This is a genomic window from Acinetobacter sp. YH12094 (assembly GCF_013419295.1).
Lineage (GTDB): Bacteria > Pseudomonadota > Gammaproteobacteria > Pseudomonadales > Moraxellaceae > Acinetobacter > Acinetobacter amyesii.
Genome location: NZ_VPAK01000007.1, coordinates 50,892 through 67,656 on the forward strand (window position 1 = coordinate 50,892; position 16,765 = coordinate 67,656).

The window sequence follows — 16,765 nt, forward strand, 5'->3', positions numbered from 1 at the left end:
GATGAAAAATTTTAACAACAAAGTCGCAGCCATTACTGGAGCAGGTTCAGGTATTGGGCAGCAGTTAGCCATTCAACTGGCTCAATCAGGTGCGCATCTAGCATTAAGTGATCGCAACCTTGACGGTCTTGCACAAACGGCTGAAATGATTAAGCACACCGGTGTGAAAATAATTCAGACCCAATTAGATGTGTCTGATCGTGCCGCTGTAGAGCAATGGGCGGCTGCAACCCAAGCTGAATTTGGCCAGGTCAATTTGATCTTTAATAATGCAGGTGTCGCGTTAGCCAGTACTGTAGAAGGTATGCATTATGATGAAATTGAGTGGATTATGAATATTAATTTCTGGGGCGTGGTATATGGGACAAAAGCATTTTTACCGTATTTAAAACAAAGTGGCGATGGACATATAGTTAATATTTCCAGCTTATTTGGTTTGACGGCTCAACCGACTCAAAGTGCCTATAATGCAACGAAGTTTGCGGTACGAGGTTTTACTGAATCTTTACGCCAAGAATTAGACTTGGAAAATGCTGGAGTCAGCGCAACTTGCGTGCATCCGGGTGGGATTCGAACCAATATTGCAAATAGCGCGCGTATGAGTGACAGTATTCGTGCGTTAGGGATGAACCCAGATAGGGCAACCAAAGCATTTAATAAAGTGCTAAAAACACCGCCTGAAGTCGCAGCAAAAGTCATTTTAGATGCGGTAAAGCAGAATAAACGTCGAGTTTTAATTGGTAATGATGCCAAAATCATTGATTTAATTCAGCGGATTGCACCTACACGTTATGCCCAAGCCATAGATCTGCTCAGTGGTAAGAAAAAACGTAAATAATTCAAAGATCAATAACAAGGGATGATGCAACATGATCCCTTTTTTTTGATTCTGTATTGTCAAAATATTTATTTGAAAATGTATTTCTAATATGAATTTAGCGGTGCTAGAGAAGACGCTCTTTTGAAATCACAAAAATTTAGCATAAGTTCAATTGATTAAAAATTTTGAACTATTTAGAAGTAAAATATGAGAAAAAATGATATTTAAATAAAAAATGAACACTTCACCACAAAATATAAGACTATTTTAGCTTGCTAACGGAATTGTATTAAAAACGTCCTAAGGATTGGACTACACAGGTGACTTAAATGGAATTAAGACATTTAAAATATTTTGTCATGGTTGCACAAGAACTTAATTTTAGCCAAGCGGCCTTAAAACTTTATACGGCTCAGCCTTCTCTTAGCCAACAAATCAAAGACCTCGAAGAGTTTATTGGCGTACAGTTATTTATTCGCTCTAAACGTAAAGTTGAACTGACCGATGAAGGAATTGTTTTTTTGGAACATGCCAAAAATATTTTGGAATGTGCCGATAAAGCAGTAGCGATGACGCGCCAAGTCAAAAAAGCCAAAGACCAAAAAATCACCATTGGCTTTATACCAGTTGCAGAAATGAAAATTTTTCCTTTTATTATTCCGAAACTCACAAAGATGTTTCCTGACTTAAAAGTTGAACTTTTGAGCTTAAATGACACGCAAATCGTCAGTGATTTACATAATGGACGTATTGATATCGCCATATCGAGGGCAGATATTAATAACCATGAAATTTCGAGTCAGTTGATATTTGAAGAGCCTTTGATTTTCTTGATGAATAATCAGCATCCATTTGCAAATCAAAATAAAATATCAGTCAAATCTTTAGAAGAAATAGATTTTATTATTCCGGCTGAGGAAGTGTCGTCAGTTTTGCATCATAAGATTTTAAAATTTGCAGAAGACAAAAAGATCAACTTAAAAATCATCCAACGCGCCAGTAATATTTTATTCAACATTAATTCAATCAATATCACACAGTCGTGTACGATTTTACCGAGTTATATTGCAGATATTGCTTATGAAAATATTATTGTCAAAAAGTTAGATACGGACCTTCCAACAATCAACTTATATATGAGTAAGCGAAGTACAAATGCGTCGCAAAGTGTGCAAGCATTTATAAGTTTAATTAACGATTTTTTTCATTTGAAGTTTGATTGAAGTATATCATTTAGTTAATTGATTCTGTTCAATAAATAATCTTCTCAGGGGGTAAAAACCTTTAGATTTACGCTGCTGATAAAGTTTATGTTGGTTCAAATTAGATGGTTTTTTTTAAACTAAGGCTAGGTGGCGATTACTTCATCATAAAAATTGAATCTGTGCGTTGCTATGCTTATTTGCCTAAAGGGTTCACTGGATTGCCAAAGTTGTAGAGCTTTTATTGACTGCTGTGGGATTAGATGTTCAAGAAGCTTTTGAAATCGCTCATCGAGAATTGCCTGAATTAACCGAAGTCTAAATGAAAGCATTTTATTTTTGATTAAACAAAGAAGATGTAATTTTCCATCTTCTTTGTATTAGCAATGCGTTTGGATATTATGAACTTTTAGAATCTTGAGTCGTTGTCATCGGCGCTTGTGTAGTTACACGGTTGGTCAAAATGATATGTGCCGCAACACCGATACAAATCCCCCAAAATACTGAGCTTAGCCCTAAAAAATGCATACCTGAGGCTGTCGCTAAAAAAGTGATTAGCGCCGCATCACGGTTGGCCTCATTTTTCATCGCAACGGACATGTTTGTTCCAATCGCACCTAATAACGCTAGACCTGCAAGTGCAGCGACCAACTCTTTAGGTAATAGGCTAAATAACATGACAATGCTGCCTGCAAATAAGCCGCCTAAAATATAAAAAATACCATTGGCAATACCGGCTATGTAGCGTTTTTCTTTAAGTTCATGTGCATCTTTGCCCATACACATGGCTGCGGTGATAGACGCTAAAACAATAGTAATGCCTCCGACACATGCGACAACGAGCGAGGCAATACTGGTCGCTGTAATAATGGGCTTAGCTGGCGTGTCATATCCACTTAGTTTCATGATCGCCATCCCCGGAAGGAATTGACCACTCAGACTGACTAAGATTAAGGGAATCACCAAATTTAAAGTTGAGTTCCAAGTCCAAATCGGGGCAATAAACTGCGGTATAGCGAGTTGAAAATTCACATCAACAGGATTAATTTTTCCTAATGAAAAACTCAAAACGACTCCAGTCAGTAAGACCCAAATCATCGCGTAGCGTGGTGATAGTCTTTTCGAAATAAGAAAGACTAATAACATGCCAAAGACAATGATCGGCATACTATCTGTAGCAGTGAACAGTCCAAGTCCAAACTGAAATAAAATACCTGCCATCATCCCCGCAGCGACATCTTGAGGAATCCATTTTAGGAGTTTGTCAAAATAGCCGGTGATGCCAATCAAAAAAATAACAATAGCAGACGTGATATAAGCCGCTATGGCTTCATTCAGCGAAATATTCGGAAATAGGGTGACTAAAAGCGCCGTACCAGGCGCTGACCACGCGGTAATCACCGGGGTTTTATATTTAATAGAGAGATAAATACCCGCTAGCGCAGCACCAATAGAAATCCCCCAAATCCATGAAATCATCATGGCTGGGGAAACTTGAGCTTTTTGTGCGGCTTGGAAAAAAATAATTAGTGGGCCTGAATATGAAATCAGCACGGCTAAAAATCCTGCAACCGTTGCTGAAATCGACCAATCTTCTTTTAATGTTTTTAACAGGGGTGCCATCGCTTTTGCCTCCATGCGACTATGTCAATGAGCCTGTTGAATTAAACCAATGACGGTATAGCGTTAACCTTGATCTCCACCACCAACAGGGACGACTGTTCCTGTCATATAAGATGAATCATCGGATGCCAAAAATAAGATGGCATTGACTTGTTCCTGAATTGTGCCATAGCGGCCTAAGAATGTGCGGTCAATGGTTTGATCGACCACGTCTTGCATCCATTGTTTTTCATGATCTGACAATGGGTTGGCGTTTCTAGGTACTTTTCGTGGTGGCGCTTCTGTACCACCTGTAGCTACGGCATTGACTCGAATACCATCTCTGGCATGTTCAAAAGCGAGTGCAGAGGTTAAGCCATTTACCCCACCTTTTGACGCTGAATATGGCACACGGTTAATACCACGGGTTGCAATAGAAGATACATTTACAATTGTCCCTTGCTGATTTTGAATCATTTCAGGTAACACGGCTCGGCAGCACCACATAGTTGGAAATAATGAACGATTAACTTCCTTAACGATTTCTTCTTCTGAAAACTCTTGGAAGGGCTTCATCCAAATCGCACCGCCGACGTTATTGATCAAGATATCAATTCGGCCATATTTTTCAATGGCTTGGGTAGCAACTGATTGAGCGCCTGCAAATGTTTCAAGGTTGGCTTTAACAATAATGGCATCGCCATTATGGGCTTGAATATCGTTCAGCGTATCTTCAACAAAATCTGAGAGATCTGCCAATACCACTTGAGCACCTTCTCGGGCCACTTGTAGTGCGACTCCACGACCAATACCTTGAGCGGCACCGGTTACAATAACAACTTTATTGCTAAATCTGGCTTGTTCTGACATTAAACTATTCTCCCTCAATTCGCTGAGAATTTTTCAAACAAGAAGTTTGCAGGTTTAACGCCTTCGGTATCTAACCAGCCACGTACAGCTTCGACCATCGGCACAGGACCACAGAGGTAAATATCCACATCACCATTGTTTAACCAATCTTTTTCAACATGACAGGTCACATAGCCTTTACGTTCATGCTGTGACTCAGGGTGAGCGACCACAGTACGGTATTCGAACCACGGGAGTTTGTTTTGTAATTCATCTAGCTTGTCTTTTGCCACGATGTCAAAGTCATTGGTTACGCCAAATACAAGACGAACAGGTTGCTCAGAACCTTTTTCTTCAAGCACTTGTAACATGGACATAAACGGCGCAATACCTGTACCACCTGCAAGCATGACCACAGGGCGGACGACATTACGCAGATAAAAACTACCAAAAGGACCTTTGAAGGTCATTTTGTCGCCGGCTTTCGCATCGGCACTCAGGAAGGTACTCATTTTTCCTTCAGGGACATTACGAACCACGAAGCCTGTTAAACGATTGCCCGGCTTTGAACTAAACGAATACGAACGAGTTTCTTCAGTCCCCGGAATGCCTACATTGACGTATTGACCTGCCAAGAAGTTAATGTCAGGTTGATCTTCATCCAGTTGAATATCAAAGGTAATCGTAGAATCCGACATATTTTCAACACGAGACAATGTGCCTTGAAACTCATGAATTTCAGTTTTACACACGTCAGATGATGCACTGATTTGGAAAACAGCATCTGAACTTGGACGACATTGGCAAGCTAAAATATAACCTTGCTCAGCTTCTTCGGGGGTTAAAGCGTCTTCGATATAAGATTCTTCAGGCATGTCGTAAGTTCCCGACTCACAAAATGCACGGCATGTCCCACATGCGCCATCACGGCAATCTAGAGGGATATTGATTTTTTGACGATAGGCTGCGTCGGATAGGGTTTCACCTTGAGCAACACTAATAAAACGAGTAACGCCATCTTCAAATTGAAGTGCAACATTATGGTTTGACATGGCTGAATATCCTTTTGAAAATCTGGTATAACGTGTCCTTTCAGCCAAATATCCTTCTGGCTGAAAGTAAAAACTTGCTTAGTGAAATAAGCTTTTAGAGGTGATAAATATCAATAACTTGGTTGATATAATCGTTTTTCAGAACAACATATTTGCTGAGGATTTTTGGCTGCTCACCTGAAAAATCAATTTCATAACGTGACATGCCAAAGTAGCTATAGTTGGTTTTGTAGCGGAAACTTAAGGTGTTCCAGTTAAAACGCACCGTTACTCTGTTGCCATCACGTTCAATAATCTCGACATTATTAATGTTATGGCTAGTTCGTGTATCCGGCATCGTGGCAGATGAACGCTCAGTTTTAATGCGGAAGACACGGTCTTCTAAACCTTGGCGGTCTGGATAATAAATCAAAGAAATCTCAGACTGCGGATCTTCCGTTAGGCGGTCATCGTCATCCCAAGCCGGCATCCAAAATGATGCAGATGGGGCATAGCACTCTAGCCACTCATCCCACTTTTCATCATCTAAAAAACGCGCTTCGCGGTAGAGGAACTGAGATACAGCTTCAATGCTTACGCTGTCTAAATGTGCAGTTGCATTCATGCGACATCTCCTTGTTCATTTGCGACTTGTTCTGCCAATTCTTTTTCTTCAGCGATGGCATGTTTCATGGTTTTTAACCAATATTGATGCTGAGCAAGGTAAAGACCTTCATCTTCGGTTTTGATGCCACTTAATAGTGGTTTTAATCCAATTTCATTGGCTGCATCATCCGGTCCATGAATCCAGTGTTTTGAACCACGGCACATGTCGTTCCATTCCAATTCAATCCCTGCATAACCTGCTTGGCAGGCACGGAATTCTTCTAAATCGTCAGGTGTTGCCATGCCTGAAGCATTAAAGAAGTCTTCATATTGACGAATACGACGTGTACGTGCTTCTGGCTCTTCACCAACAGGGGCGATACAGTAAATGGTGACTTCAGTTTTATTGACAGAAATCGGACGTAAAACTCGAATTTGTGAACCGAATTGATCCATCAAATAAACGTTTGGATAAAGACATAGGTTACGTGAACGTTCAATCATCCATTTCGACATCGGCGCGCCAAATTTTTCAGTATATTCATCGGCTTTACTAAAGTTTGGACGGTCTTCTGGGTTTGCCCATTGGGTCCATAACAACATGTGACCACTGTCAAAACCATAAGAACCACCGCCTTGCTTGCCCCAAGAACCTGCACTCATGGCACGAATATTATCTGCTGCTTGTGCTTCTTTACGGTGCTGTGTGGTCGCTGCATAGTTCCAATGTACGGCTGAAACGTGATAACCATCTGCGCCATTTTCAGCTGTCAGTTTCCAGTTACCTTCATAGGTATAGGTAGATGAACCACGTAAAACTTCCAAACCGTTTTCAGATTGACCTTCGATCATGTCGATAATTTTGGTGGTTTCACCTAAGAATTCTTCTAGACTTGGCACATCAGGATTTAAGCTACCAAATAGAAAGCCTTTATAACTTTCAAAGCGTGCGACTTTTTTCAAGTCATGTGAGCCATCTTGGTTAAAGCAATCTGAATAACCCGCTTCGGCAGGGTCTTTAACTTTGAGTAATTTACCTGAGTTATTAAAGGTCCAACCATGGAATGGACATGTATACGTCGCTTTGTTGCCTTTTTTATAACGACATAACTGTGCGCCACGATGTGAGCAGGCATTGATCATGGCATTCAGTTCACCATTACGGTTACGTGCAATGATGATCGGCTGGCGACCAATATGAGTTGTGTAATAATCATTGTTATTTGGAATTTGGCTTTCATGTGCCAAATACACCCAGTTACCTTCAAAAATGTATTTCATTTCAAGATCAAACAACGCTTGATCGGTAAATACTGAGCGGTGCAGTTTAAATTCACCAGTATCAAAATTATCGACAAGAAGTTCATCAATACGATCTAGATGGCTGGTGTTAATTACAGGAATACGTGGCATGTCCATTCTCCGACTGTCCAATGAGGGGATAGTCGCCGAGTTGTCAAACTTGGATGAGACAGCTCGGCTTCCTTTGAGTGAGTAATTAAGCGCTAGCGCGTCGACGATCAACTTCAGTATTTGGTGCTGCGGCTTGTTCTTTAACTAACTCAACATTAAAGCTAATGTGCTTAAACGGTTGGTTTAGACCACGACGCGCAATTTCAGCTTCGTCTGTGATATCAACAGCAGTTGCTACCAGACCATCACGAGTTGCAAAGGCAAAGTCGTCCCAAAGGTATTTGTCACCTTCGATGTTGAATTGAGTGGTTAGCTTGCGGTAACCTGGTGCAGAGATAAAATAATGTATATGTGATGGACGGTTACCATGACGGCCTAATTTGTCTAAAACAAATTGAGTTGTACCTTCTGGAGGGCAGCCATAACCAACTGGCATCGTGGTTTGTGCAACATATTTACCGTCTTGGTCAGAAAGAATCGTACGGCGAAGGTTAAAGTCAGATTGTGACTTATCAAAGAAAGAATAGTTACCCAGGCTGTTGGCATGCCAAATTTCAACTTTAGCGCCTTCAATGATGTTGCCTTCGGTATCTGTTACTGTACCTTCAATAAACAGAGTTGGAATTTTATCGGTTTCCGTACCATCATCCATACGAGCAAAGCCAACTGATTCAGGTGCGCCAGCTACATATAAAGGGCCTTCAATGGTACGTGGTGTACCACCTGTAATACCTGCTTTCGCATCAGCTTCATCGGCACGTAAATCAAGGTAGTGCTCTAAACCTAAACCAGCGGCTAAAAGACCTAATTCGTTCGCTTGACCTGCATCTGTAAAATACTCTAGACCTTTCCATAGTTCAGTTTGAGTAATATCTAGATCTTCAATCGCTTGGAATAAATCACCCAATAAACGGACCACAACTTGCTGTACACGTTGGTCAACAGGCCCTGTCGCTGTATCTACGTTCATTTGTTTAACCAGAACATCAATCTCTTGACGGTTCATACAATATCTCCTTAAGTATGCATTTAAGTATGGGTGGCTATCACTCGATAAAAGAGGTCTTTGGCTGCCACGTTCCTTGTTTGGTTGTCTAACAATACTTTTTAAGTTGTTTCGTGTAGCGGCTGAAGCTTCTTTCAGGTAATGCGCTGCACGATGTTTTTGATCTGTTGGATGGGATTAAATTTGCTTAATCCTGTCTATGTGATATACCTTAAAAGAATAAAATCTTCACGTCGAAGATCAAATTTGCATTTTATTATACTTAATAGGTATCGATAACCATGGAACTAAGACACTTAAGATACTTTGTCGCAGTGGTTGAAGAGCAGAGTTTTACCAAAGCGGCAGAAAAACTATATATAGCTCAACCACCTTTGAGTCGGCAGATTCAAAATTTGGAACATGAGCTTGGAATTCAGTTATTTGAACGCGGTAGCCGACCGCTTAAGACCACAGAAGCAGGCCAATTTTTTTATCATCATGCTTTAAAACTTTTGTCTAATGCAGAAGAAATTAAGTCGATGACGAAACGAATCGGTTTGACCGAAAGAACAGTGACAATCGGTTTTGTGAGCTCTTTATTGTTTGGTTTACTCTCGAATATTTTGTACTTATTTAAGCAACAACACCCACATTTAAAAATAGAAATGGAGGAAATGGCCACCACTGAACAAATCAAAGCATTAAAAGAAGGTCGTATAGATGTCGGCTTTGGGCGTTTGCGTATTTCAGACCCCGCGATTAAACGAGTTTTACTGCGTGAAGAACGCTTAGTGGTAGCCTTACATGCTAGTCATCCTTTGGCACAAAAAAAGGAAGGAGTATATCTTGCAGATCTGATCGATCAGCAATTGATTTTTTACCCAAATCACAACAAACCAAACTTTTCGACCCAAGTGCGTGGCATATTTTCAGAGTATGGTTTGGAACCTAAAAAAGTACGTGAATTACAACTGGCACTGGGCTTTGTTGCAGCCAATGAAGGGGTTTGTATCACCCCAATGAGTGCCCAAAGTGTGCAATTAACACATTTAACCTTTGTTCCGATCTTAGACGAAGCTGCGATCAGCCCTGTATTTATGGCTGTACGTAATATGGATGAAAGCGAAGATATTCGTGGTTTATTTGATAGTGTTTATCAAGTTTATGATTTAGAAGCGATTCCATATGATCGTGCTGTGTTTTGAGTATGCTGTCGCAAGACGTTCAGATGAACAGCAGTTATGAAATGATCTATTTAAATAAAGCGGAATCAAGGGATTAATTTGTATTCAACTTTTTAGGTATACAAACATGCCTAATCGGTTTTGGACATTAAGCACCGACTTATTCATTGTGAAAAGCGAATTTTACAAGCTTCACAATTAGGAGGTGGGCTATGCAAAACCAGAAAATTAATATTAATACCTTGGTTGATGAAGCCAAATTTACGCCATTTCATTGGGGTGTATTGATTTGGTGTCTTTTGATTATTATTTTTGACGGTTATGACTTGGTGATCTATGGCGTTGCCTTACCTTTGTTGATGCAAGAGTGGTCATTATCTGCGGTACAAGCCGGCTTACTGGCAAGTACGGCTTTATTTGGCATGATGTTTGGTGCCATGTGTTTTGGCACACTGTCCGATAAAATTGGTCGCAAAAAAACCATTATGATCTGTGTCGGTATCTTTAGTGGTTTTACCTTCTGCGGCGCTTTTGCAAGTACTCCCGTTGAGTTTGGTATTTTACGCTTTCTTGCCGGTCTAGGCATCGGTGGTGTTATGCCGAACGTTGTGGCGTTAATGACGGAATATGCGCCTAAACGTATACGCAGTACCTTGGTTGCACTAATGTTTAGTGGTTATGCCATAGGTGGTATGGCTTCAGCGTTATTGGGTGCTTGGTTAGTGCCTGTATATGGCTGGAAAATCATGTTTTATATTGCAATTATTCCATGTCTTGCACTGCCTTTAATTTGGAAATTCCTCCCTGAGTCATTGATGTATTTAACCTCAAAGCATCAAACAGATACGACTCGAACGATTGTCTCTAAAATTGCCCCTGAACAAGTCCTCACAACTGATACACAATTTGTACTCAATGAAGTTTCTGAAGAAGATAACGCTCCGTTAAAAGCATTATTTCAACAAGGCCGTAGTTTCAGTACGTTTATGTTCTGGATTGCATTTTTCATGTGCTTATTGATGGTTTATGCACTTGGAAGCTGGTTACCAAAATTGATGATTCAAGCCGGCTATTCGCTTGGTGCAAGTATGATTTTCCTCTTTGCACTGAATATTGGTGGAATGGTAGGTGCTATTGGTGGTGGTGCTTTGGCAGACCGATTCCATATCAAAAAAGTTCTGAGCATCATGTTCATGTGTGGCGCATTGGCTTTAATCTTACTGGGCTTTAACAGTCCGCAAATGGTTCTGTATACCTTAATTGCTGTTGCAGGTGCAGCTACCATCGGTTCACAAATCTTACTTTATACCTTTGTCGCACAATACTACCCAACCACGGTACGTTCTACAGGTATGGGCTGGGCATCGGGCATTGGACGAATTGGTGCAATCGTTGGACCGGTACTTACTGGTGCGCTGTTAACCATGAATTTGCCGCATCAAATGAACTTCTTGGTGATAGCCATTCCCGGTGTCATAGCTGCTTTAGCAATATTTATGGTGAATTTGCAAGCGTCTATAGAGGCATCTACTCAAGGTCAATCGCCAAAACCCAATACGCAAGCTATCAAAAATCCATCGAATTAAGCCGATATTTAAAGATTTAATATTACCCCAAAATTTTAAGTTTCTAGGCCCTGACGCACAGCATGAGGGCTAGTGGGAAATTGTGACAAAAAATAAGGAAAGGGCATCGCCCAAATCGAGGTCAGGATGAAAACTCAAAAGCTAAATTTAGTCAAAAAAACCTTTAAAATTAAACTTATGATACTGGCTTGTGCAGCCGCGTTCCCCATGTGGACACATGCGGCTGTCAGCGAGGCCGAAGTTGAACAGTTGCGTGAAGAAGTCAAAGTGTTAAAAGCCATGATGCAGCAATATGTTCAACAGCAAAACACTTTGTCGAGTGAAATCAAAGACGTAAAACAACGACCTGTAGTTGCTGTGCAGAATCAAAAACCGACTCAAACACCGAGCCTGAGTTTAAATACCAAATCGGACGCTGAGTTTAGCTTGTATGGCAATGTGCGAGCAGATGCATCTTATCAGGCAGAAGGCGGCAGTTTATCTCGCCTGTATAACCAAATGAATAGTGTTCCGCTAGAAGGGAATGCTGAAAGTTCAGATCGTTTAAAAGCAACACTTGCTGCCACACGTTTAGGACTAGACTTTAAAACACCGACTCAAGTGGGCGATGTAGGCGGTAAAATTGAAGTCGACTTTTTGGGTGCAAATGATGGACTGCGGATTCGTCATGCCTATTTGACCTATGGTGATTGGCTGGTGGGGCAAACATGGTCTAACTTTGCTGTACCTGATTATATGCCTGAAACCATTGATGCATTGGGCTATGTTGGTGGTGCTGTTAAACGTACACCGCAAGTTCGCTATAGTCACAAATTTAGTCCTGAGACAAATCTTGTGCTTGCAGCAGAAGATTCTAAGGATGACAGTTCAAATATGCGTTTGCCTGCATTAACAGCGCGGTTAAACCATAAAATGACAGATACACTCATGTTGAGCGCACGTGCGATGGGTGCTGAAAAGAAAACGGATACGGATACAGAAACCGCATGGGGACTTGGTCTGGGCGCAAAGCTAGATTTGACGGATAAAACAGTGCTCAAAGCGGATTATTACCATGTCAAAGGCGACAGTAGTTTTGTGTCATGGACCAACCAAGGTTTTGTGACCAATGCGGATAAAGACATCATCGCCACCAATGAATTTGACTCGATTACAGTAGGTTTAACTCAACAAATTTCAGCACAATGGCGCGGAACATTGGGCTATGGTTATATGAAAGCAGATAACAATGCAGATTATGTCAACTCATTAGTCGATAAAACCAAGGCCAATAAAAACTTGTGGCAAGCATGGGCAAATGTATTTTACAGCCCTGTTAAGCCGATTAGTTTAGGTCTGGAATATGTCTATGGTGAACGTGAAGCTTTTGGCGCTGCACCAAATGGCAGTACTAAAGGTGAAGATAATCGAATCAATGCAGTCGCGATGTACAACTTCTAATGCTGTTACAGAGAATTGTTTAATTTAAATTGCCTTAGAAATTTCAATATCAATTTAACGAGAGCGTGATTGAAAGTATATTCAGGTTTTGACATCTGACTTTCCGACAATCTTTCAATACGTGCTCTCAATCCATACACGCCCTTGATCTTTATCGATTGAGGGCTTTTATCTTATTTAGAAACTTTTATTTTTTGACTAAAAAATATAATTATCTGTTTTATTTCATTTAACAAATCATTTGAATATAAAAATACGAAGAAGGATATTGATAAAAATCATGAATTTTGAAATATTTTGATACATACATGACGATAAAACACACTACAATCCTTGCCGTCAAATTCGTTTCACTTAGAAGACGCAATCATGGATGTCCCTCAATTTTCCAAATATAACAACACGTCACTTAAGCTTTTAAGCCTGATGATGCTTACTGCAATGGCACAATATAGTGTTGCAGATAGCAATGTATTACCTGAAATCACCATTAACGTTGAACAAAGTTCAATGGATGAACAAATAAAAAAAGCACTGACCAAAGTAAATGGTGCAACAAATGCGATCGTTGCAGCAGACATTCAAGATGTACCCAAGCGAACAAATGCTGATTTATTTAAAAATCAACCGGGGATATACGCGGCATCTTCAGGAAATGAAGGGGTGAAACTGTCGATACGTGGCTCGGGGATCAATCGTGCACCGGGGGCGCATGCTTCAGGGTTGTATGTAACCTTAGATGATTTGCCATTTACAGGGCCAGGAGGAACACCTTATGAACTGCTTGAGCCGCTGTGGGTAGACCATATAGAGGTTTTACGAGGGGCTAATGGTTTAACACGTGGCGCATTAAGCTTGGGTGGTCTAATTAACTATGCAAGCCCAACAGGAAAAAATGCAGCAAAACTGTCAGTGCATCATGAAATGGGCAGCCACGGTTATCAAAAAAGTGAAATCAGTTCAGGACAACAAATCGGTGACTTAGACTATTATCTTTCCTTAACGCAAAGTGATGATGACGGTTTTCAAGATCATGCTTCAAGCCAGAGCAAAGGTTTATCGGCCAATGTGGGATATAAAATAAACCCTAACCTAGATACACGTTTTTATCTGCGTTACCGAGAGACTGAACACCAAACGCCGGGACGTCTAACCCAACAACAGATTGAACAAAATCCAAAACAAGCAGTAGCCCAAAATATCTCGCTGAATAATAATCGTCCGCAGCCGGGAAGTCTTTGGTTGGCGAATAAAACCAATATGACTTTGGACTCGGGCGATCGTTTACAGTTGGGTCTGGCCTATCATCATTATCCGATGGATTTGCAAGAAGGTTTGTATAGTACCGATGTTGACTATGACGATATCATTACCTTATTTAACTACCAATTTGACCGAACGCTATGGGGGCATGAAAGCCAAAATACTTTAGGTTTTCGTAGTACCACGCATTTGCCAGATGGTCAGGTCGTTGAACGCTTGCGTGTAGCGCAAGGCGCCTATGCTGCGGGTACAGAAACGCGGCATTATACCTACCAAGGTGGTGACTATGTTTTACATTATGCCAATGCCTTGGCACTACACCCACAGTTTTGGCTCGATAGTCGAGTTGCATTGGCGTACACCCATCGTGAAAGTGAAGTGACATGGCCTGTGCAAAGTCATAAAGAAAATATTCGTGAATGGAATGTCCTGCCATCGCTAGGTTTTCGATATCAAATCCAACCTGAAACACAGCTCTTTGCCAATGTCAGTCGAAGCTTAGAAGCACCACATCCTTGGGCTTTAATTTGGGGTTCGGATCAAAAGTTCCCCGACGAAAGTGGCGCAGCGACGGGACGCCAAAGCGCTCCGATTCATTTGAATAGTCAGACTGCGAATACATTTGAACTGGGTGGGCGTGGTCAACATGCACTAGGTGAGTGGAATATTGCATATTACTATTCACAGGTTAAAAATGAACTGTTGGCTGTTGAAATCCAAACAGAGCCTAAAAAGATTATTGCCGAATCGAATGCTTCAGACACCATTCATCAAGGGATTGAATTCGGTTTAAACAGTTCACTTTGGCAAAATGATGAATATGGACAAGTTCAACTGAAACAAGCCTACACCTTGAATGATTTTCACTATAAAAATGATGCGGTATTTGGAAAAAATGAGCTTGCAGGTATACCAAAACACATCTATCAGGCTGAACTGAAATACGAACATCCTTTAGGCTTTTATGCTGCGGTTAATACACTTTATGCCGCAAAGGTCACAACCGACTATGCCAATAGTTTCTACGCAAAAGATTGGCAAATTTGGGGAGCATCGTTCGGCTATATTCAACCGCAAAAACAGTATATGGCTTGGTTGGATTTCAGAAATATAGCCAATAAAAAATATGCATCTACCGTGACACCGGGCTATAACGATGCCGGCAAAGATCCTGCTCGTTTAACACCGGGTGAAGGTCGGGCAGTATATGCAGGACTGACGTATCATTTTAATTAAGCATCTTATATTCAAATACAGCGAACAATTGAAAAGCCTTATGCTGCGGATCTGAAAATAAAAAAGGGAGCCAATCAGCTCCCTTTTTTAAACCTTTGATTGGGCTGTTAAGCAGTTCGAGGCACATCCTGAATACGTCGCCATGGCTGAGCTTCTTCAATTTCATATGCCAGTTCGATCAAGGTTTTTTCATCACCGACATCGGCTGAAATTTGCATACTGATCGGTAGTCCATCGTTTTGCGTTTCTCCCATAGGAATCGACATGGCTGGAGCACCAACAACATTTTGGATGGGTGTAAAAGTCACATAGTTCTGTATACGTTCAAATAACTGGTCAAACGGTAATTGAGGTGACAAATAGCCGATTTTAGGTGTGGTATGTGCAAGTACAGGCGATAGCAAAACGTCATAATGCTTAAAGATTTCACGATATTGTTGCTGCATTTTCTTTAATCGATACAGAAATAGCGGGGTTTTATAAAAGTTCTTTTTATACAACTTCGATAAACCAACGGTTAAGTGATCTAACTCTTTTGGATTAAAGTCAGCGCCAAAGATTTTCTTGCCAAAGGTACTCAGTAAAAAGGACAACATCCCCCAATATTCACTGAAATCTTCAACAAAGCTTAAGGAAAAAGGTAACTGAAGTTCTTCAACATGATGACCTAATTTTTCTAATAGTGCTGCGCTATGCATTAAGGTTGTAGTTGTTTCGCTATCTATTTGCCCTGTAATCGATTGCGGGACTAAGCCTATGCGTAGTCGACGTTTAGAAGGGCCATGAATCATGCCTATGCGTGGCAACTTTTTATTGTAATAACTTGACTCCATTCCTGCATAGAAATGAGCAGTATCTCGTATGCTACGGGTTAGGACACCTTCACTGATGATATTAATCGGAAGAGAAGCTGCTGCTTCACTGTCATAAGTACGGCCACGGCTAGGCTTTAATCCAATCAGGCCGCAGCATGCAGCAGGGATACGAATCGAACCACCGCCATCATTGGCATGGGCAATCGGCACGACACCGGCTGCAACGAGAGCTGCAGAACCGCCAGAAGATGCGCCGCAGGAATAACTTAAATGCCACGGGTTATAGGTGGCTGAGCCATCTTTATATTCGGTGCTGGCATTTAGACCAAATTCAGGCAGTTTAGTTTTTCCTAATACGACAAAACCTTGATCTAAGATTTGTTGGCTAATTTGAGGATTACGATCGGCTGGTTTTGAACCTATGGCCTTTGAACCATGACGTGAGGGCAAGCCTTGATAATCTAGATTATCTTTAAAGAAAAAAGGGACGCCCGCAAAAAGACCATGTTCAACATATTGATTTTGCTCTAAAGCACGCTGAAAACAGTCCAGTTCAATGGCATTTAGATGGGGGTTCACTTGTTCCGCACGTGCAATGGCCGCTTGAGTTATTTCTTGCACGGAGGCTTCTTTAGATTTGATGAGCTGTGCAATCCCCACAGCATCTAGATCTGTGAGTACATCCGAACTAAAGGCATGTATGCGTTGACTGTGTTTTTGATCTTCCATG

The 16,765-nt window shown here is 41.0% G+C and carries 13 protein-coding genes; 6 read left to right on the forward strand and 7 right to left on the reverse strand.

Annotated elements, in window-relative coordinates:
* Position 1: 1 nt before the first annotated feature.
* Complete coding sequence (locus FTU34_RS07295) at positions 2-838, forward strand: SDR family oxidoreductase (RefSeq protein ID WP_180035226.1); 837 nt, start codon at positions 2-4, stop codon at positions 836-838.
* Positions 839-1,149: 311 nt separating this feature from the next.
* Positions 1,150-2,043, forward strand: a complete 894-nt coding sequence (hcaR, locus tag FTU34_RS07300) for a DNA-binding transcriptional regulator HcaR (RefSeq protein WP_180035225.1) — start codon at positions 1,150-1,152, stop codon at positions 2,041-2,043.
* A gap of 378 nt (positions 2,044-2,421) precedes the next feature.
* Here hcaR and benE read toward each other — a convergent pair whose 3' ends face one another.
* From benE to catA, 6 genes are all read right to left on the reverse strand, one after another.
* Positions 2,422-3,645, reverse strand: coding sequence for a benzoate/H(+) symporter BenE (gene benE / locus FTU34_RS07305; protein ID WP_180035224.1), 1,224 nt, complete (start codon positions 3,643-3,645; stop codon positions 2,422-2,424).
* Positions 3,646-3,708: 63 nt separating this feature from the next.
* Positions 3,709-4,494 carry a benzoate diol dehydrogenase BenD gene (benD, locus tag FTU34_RS07310; RefSeq protein WP_180011801.1) on the reverse strand — a complete coding sequence of 262 codons (786 nt, stop codon included), beginning with the start codon at positions 4,492-4,494 and terminating at the stop codon, positions 3,709-3,711.
* A gap of 14 nt (positions 4,495-4,508) precedes the next feature.
* Positions 4,509-5,525 (reverse strand): benzoate 1,2-dioxygenase electron transfer component BenC, encoded by a 1,017-nt coding sequence (gene benC, locus FTU34_RS07315; protein ID WP_180035223.1) that lies wholly within the window; start codon positions 5,523-5,525, stop codon positions 4,509-4,511.
* Between the two features lie 94 nt (positions 5,526-5,619).
* Positions 5,620-6,129: a benzoate 1,2-dioxygenase small subunit gene (benB, locus tag FTU34_RS07320; RefSeq protein ID WP_180035222.1), complete on the reverse strand. Its 510-nt coding sequence runs from the start codon at positions 6,127-6,129 to the stop codon at positions 5,620-5,622.
* Positions 6,126-7,523 (reverse strand): benzoate 1,2-dioxygenase large subunit, encoded by a 1,398-nt coding sequence (gene benA / locus FTU34_RS07325; protein ID WP_078190863.1) that lies wholly within the window; start codon positions 7,521-7,523, stop codon positions 6,126-6,128. The genes benB and benA overlap by 4 nt, the downstream gene beginning before the upstream one ends.
* An 85-nt stretch (positions 7,524-7,608) precedes the next feature.
* Positions 7,609-8,529 (reverse strand): catechol 1,2-dioxygenase, encoded by a 921-nt coding sequence (gene catA / locus FTU34_RS07330; RefSeq protein ID WP_180035221.1) that lies wholly within the window; start codon positions 8,527-8,529, stop codon positions 7,609-7,611.
* Between the two features lie 281 nt (positions 8,530-8,810).
* Here catA and FTU34_RS07335 point away from each other — a divergent pair, with 281 nt between their 5' ends.
* From FTU34_RS07335 to FTU34_RS07350, 4 genes are all read left to right on the forward strand, one after another.
* A complete protein-coding gene (locus FTU34_RS07335) occupies positions 8,811-9,716 on the forward strand; it encodes a LysR family transcriptional regulator (protein WP_180035220.1) in 906 nt (301 codons plus the stop codon).
* A gap of 191 nt (positions 9,717-9,907) precedes the next feature.
* Positions 9,908-11,281: an MFS transporter gene (locus FTU34_RS07340; protein ID WP_180035219.1), complete on the forward strand. Its 1,374-nt coding sequence runs from the start codon at positions 9,908-9,910 to the stop codon at positions 11,279-11,281.
* A 126-nt stretch (positions 11,282-11,407) separates the two neighbouring features.
* Positions 11,408-12,721, forward strand: coding sequence for a DcaP family trimeric outer membrane transporter (locus FTU34_RS07345; protein WP_180035218.1), 1,314 nt, complete (start codon positions 11,408-11,410; stop codon positions 12,719-12,721).
* A gap of 369 nt (positions 12,722-13,090) precedes the next feature.
* Positions 13,091-15,220: a TonB-dependent receptor domain-containing protein gene (locus FTU34_RS07350; RefSeq protein ID WP_180035217.1), complete on the forward strand. Its 2,130-nt coding sequence runs from the start codon at positions 13,091-13,093 to the stop codon at positions 15,218-15,220.
* 107 nt (positions 15,221-15,327) lie between these two features.
* Here FTU34_RS07350 and FTU34_RS07355 read toward each other — a convergent pair whose 3' ends face one another.
* Positions 15,328-16,764 carry an amidase gene (locus FTU34_RS07355; RefSeq protein ID WP_180035216.1) on the reverse strand — a complete coding sequence of 479 codons (1,437 nt, stop codon included), beginning with the start codon at positions 16,762-16,764 and terminating at the stop codon, positions 15,328-15,330.
* Between the last annotated feature and the right edge of the window lies 1 nt (position 16,765).